The sequence below is a fragment of the Treponema sp. genome, from assembly GCF_024696245.1.
Classification (GTDB): Bacteria; Spirochaetota; Spirochaetia; order Treponematales; family Treponemataceae; genus Treponema_D.
The window spans coordinates 1-3,352 of sequence record NZ_JAILGZ010000062.1 but is presented as its reverse complement, the minus strand read 5'-3'; the positions used below and the strand labels follow the sequence as shown (position 1 = coordinate 3,352).

Here is a 3,352-nt window from a genome sequence, read left to right as displayed (position 1 = left end):
TATTTTTGGACAAAGATTTTCCATTTCAGAAGCCGCAAACTTTTTGCTTATATTCCTATCGATTATTGCCCAGACAATCATTTGAGCATAATGAACTTTTGTTCCGTCGCGCCGCCAGCTTTTTGCTTTTGCTGTTTTTCCAGTAAAAGTTCCAAAAGCTGAGATGCCATCATAATCAGTTCCTACAGTTTGAAGGATCCAGAAATCATTTACTTCTATTTTTTCCCACTCACGGACACTCCAGTCCATTGAAGAAAGTTTTCCTTTCAAAATTGCTTTTATATCCTTCTTCTGATCTTTTAGAGTGTAAGAAGAAATATTTGGATTCCATCGTAAAATGAATGTTTTCATAGGTGCCTCCGAGGTTTATTTCTCATATTATACACCCCTTTGGTGCCAATGAACGGCATTGTCTTTTTGACTTCTAAGAAATTTCTCTTTTTTTCCTAAAAAAAGCCCAGCTGTGCATCTTCTCAGCTCCTTTGCAATCTTGCAAAGCCTTTCTTCCTTGCAGAAAGCCATCCCTCAGATCACCGTGTGTACCTGCAAATGTGATAGACCGGCTTGGCATTCTTGGATTAGGCACGTTCTTTTTTGGATTGCTAATGATTCAAATTCTGCAGATTTGTATTTAGTCACCCATGCAGACAAAGTATTTGGTTTAATGCCGTATTCTAGAGCGAATACTGTCTGTTTTTGGAACTGCGAAAGTTTTAGAACCACCTGAATTAAGAATAGCTGTCTGTGATGTTACAGAAAAAATATATAAAGAAAACTCTTAACAATGATTCTCCCTATCTTCGTTTAAAAATTTCCCCCGTTCCAGCCCCAGTTTGGTGTGCCCCAGTAGGAGATGTATACAGAGTTGCCCGGGATCCCCAGTTCAGTCTCAAGAATCTGACAGAGTCGGGAAGTCATCTTATCACTTGCTGCTGAATCAATGCTGCCTAAAACTTTTACTTCTACATAAGCTCCCTTATCCAGTTTTTTGCCACCAAAGTAAAGGTCCTGTTTATCAATAAGGTTAATCATAAGATAAGATTCAGGCTTACCCATAATGCTGATAGCTTTTCCAAACTCAGCTTTTAATACATCTCTTTTTTCTACAGGCAGCTCCATGCTTACCTTTGCTTCAATCATTGGCATATTCTTCCTCCAGTGTTTTTATTTAACCAGTTTTTCCATCCAGATCATATTGTACCAGCGGTCAAACTTACGGCCGCATCTTGTAAAGTGGCCGCATACATTATAACCCATATGTTCATGAAAGTGCTGACTGTTAAAAGTCAGATACTCATCTTCTTTTTCAGGTACACCTATGCAGGCATAAAGATTCAGTATCCCCTGTTTTATAAGGCGGCCTTCCAGTTCTTCGTATAACATTCTGCCATAACCACTTTTACGACAATCTTTATCTATATAAATCGAAAGTTCAGCACAATGACTGTAAGCAGCCCTTGGGTGAAACTTAGAAGCATAAGCATAACCCACAATCCGGTCATCCTCAGTAATACAGATATAAGGAAAAGCCCGTATAATAGAAGAAATTCGTCCAGAAAATTCATCTGCATCAGGAGCATCATACTCAAAAGAAACTGCAGTATTTTTTACATAGTATGAATAAATCTCAGCAAGTCTGGCTGCATCTTCAAGTTTTACATCTCTTATTTTTACTATACTCATTACTCCACCCTATTTTTTACACCCAAAAAAGTCAATACTCTTCCCCATGACAATATCCCTCTTTTCCTGTAAATTCATTCTGGGGGAATAAAACAGATGGAACATACTTACATTGCAATTGACCTTAAATCTTTTTATGCCTCTGTTGAATGTGTGGAACGCAATCTTAATCCTCTTACCACCAATCTTGTTGTTGCAGACCAATCCCGAACGGAAAAAACAATTTGTCTTGCCGTTACTCCCAGCTTAAAGGCATACGGACTTTCTGGAAGGAGCCGTCTCTTTGAAGTTGTGCAGAAAGCTAAAGAAGTAGAAAGGACAAGCGGTAAAAAACTTGAATACATCATTGCCCCACCCCGCATGGCCCTTTACATGAAATATTCAGCAAAAATCTATTCGATATATCTTAATTATTTTAGTCCGGAAGACATTCACATTTACAGCATCGATGAAGTTTTTATTGACGTAACAGGCTATCTTAATCTTTACAAAACTGACGCCAGAACTTTAACTCAGAATATCATTCAGGAAATTCTAAGCCAGACAGGAATCACAGCCACTGCCGGAATTGCACCAAATCTTTTTCTCTGTAAGATTGCCATGGACATTGTTGCCAAGCATGTAGAAGCAGACAAAAACGGCGTTCGTATTGCAAGTCTTACTGTGGAAGAATACAGAAGGACTCTCTGGGACCACAAGCCTTTAAGTGATTTCTGGAGAATCGGGAATGGAATTTCAAACCGTCTGGCAAGAACTGGTATTTACACAATGGGAGACATTGCACGCCGGTCACTTGATTCACCTGAATCCCTCTACAAACTTTTAGGAATTGATGCAGAAATTCTTATAGACCATGCCTGGGGTTACGAACCCTGCACAATTAAGCATATTAAAAATTACAGGAGACTGCATAAAAGTATTAGCACGGGACAGGTTCTTTCTCACGGTTACAGCAGGGACATGACCCGCATTGTAGTTAAAGAAATGGCAGAGTATCTTGCTCAGGAACTCGTATCCAAAGAGCTGGCTTCTTCCATGTTTACTTTAATTATTGCCTACGACAGATCTTCTGACTTGGAGGATTACCAGGGTGAATTTGAAACTGACCGTTACGGAAGAGAGGTTCCAAAATCTGACCACGGCAGTATCAGGCTTAGTGCAGAAACTTCCTCCATGCAGAGAATAACCGAAGCTGTCCTTACAATCTATGACAGAATCATGGACTCAAAACTGCTGGCAAAAAAACTTAACCTTACTGCAGAAAATGTCATTAAGCAAAAAGAAGAACAGGCAGATTTATTCACCCAGGTTAAGGAACAAAAAAAAGAACGCTCCCTTCAGGAGACCATGCTTAAGCTGCAGAATAAATTCGGCAAAAACACAATCCTAAAAGGAAGCGATTTTGAAGAAGGTGCCACTACAATAGAAAGAAACATGCAGATTGGAGGTCATAGGAAATGAAAACGTTTGGATTTTTGAAGAGACTGTGAAGTCCTTTCTGTAAATTCAGTAGGCTGCGGTAAAAAGATTTAATGCGGGTAAGGTCCGCAAGCAGCTGACAGCTACTGTTACTTATTCGAATATAAAATACTGCTGATTTTTTATCAAGAGTTATTTTTAAAAACGGCTTCCCCGGAGGGAAGTTGTTTTTTTTGAGATTAGTCTGGCA

4 protein-coding genes are annotated in these 3,352 nt (G+C 39.2%); 1 reads left to right on the top strand and 3 read right to left on the bottom strand.

Features of this window, described 5'->3' with window-relative positions:
- The 3 genes from K6D58_RS04425 to K6D58_RS04415 all read right to left on the bottom strand — a co-directional run.
- Positions 1 to 351: hypothetical protein (locus tag K6D58_RS04425; RefSeq protein ID WP_296828045.1), on the bottom strand; the 351-nt coding region annotated here is incomplete at its 3' end.
- Positions 352 to 804: 453 nt separating this feature from the next.
- The gene (locus K6D58_RS04420) at positions 805 to 1,146 is read right to left on the bottom strand and encodes a phenylpyruvate tautomerase MIF-related protein (protein ID WP_296828043.1); all 342 of its coding nucleotides are present in this window, start codon (positions 1,144 to 1,146) and stop codon (positions 805 to 807) included.
- An 18-nt stretch (positions 1,147 to 1,164) separates the two neighbouring features.
- Positions 1,165 to 1,683 carry a GNAT family N-acetyltransferase gene (locus K6D58_RS04415; protein ID WP_296828041.1) on the bottom strand — a complete coding sequence of 173 codons (519 nt, stop codon included), beginning with the start codon at positions 1,681 to 1,683 and terminating at the stop codon, positions 1,165 to 1,167.
- A gap of 96 nt (positions 1,684 to 1,779) precedes the next feature.
- On the opposite strand from K6D58_RS04415, the gene K6D58_RS04410 reads away from it, so the two are divergent.
- Complete coding sequence (locus tag K6D58_RS04410; protein ID WP_296828039.1) at positions 1,780 to 3,144, top strand: Y-family DNA polymerase; 1,365 nt, start codon at positions 1,780 to 1,782, stop codon at positions 3,142 to 3,144.
- The last annotated feature ends 208 nt before the right edge of the window (positions 3,145 to 3,352 follow it).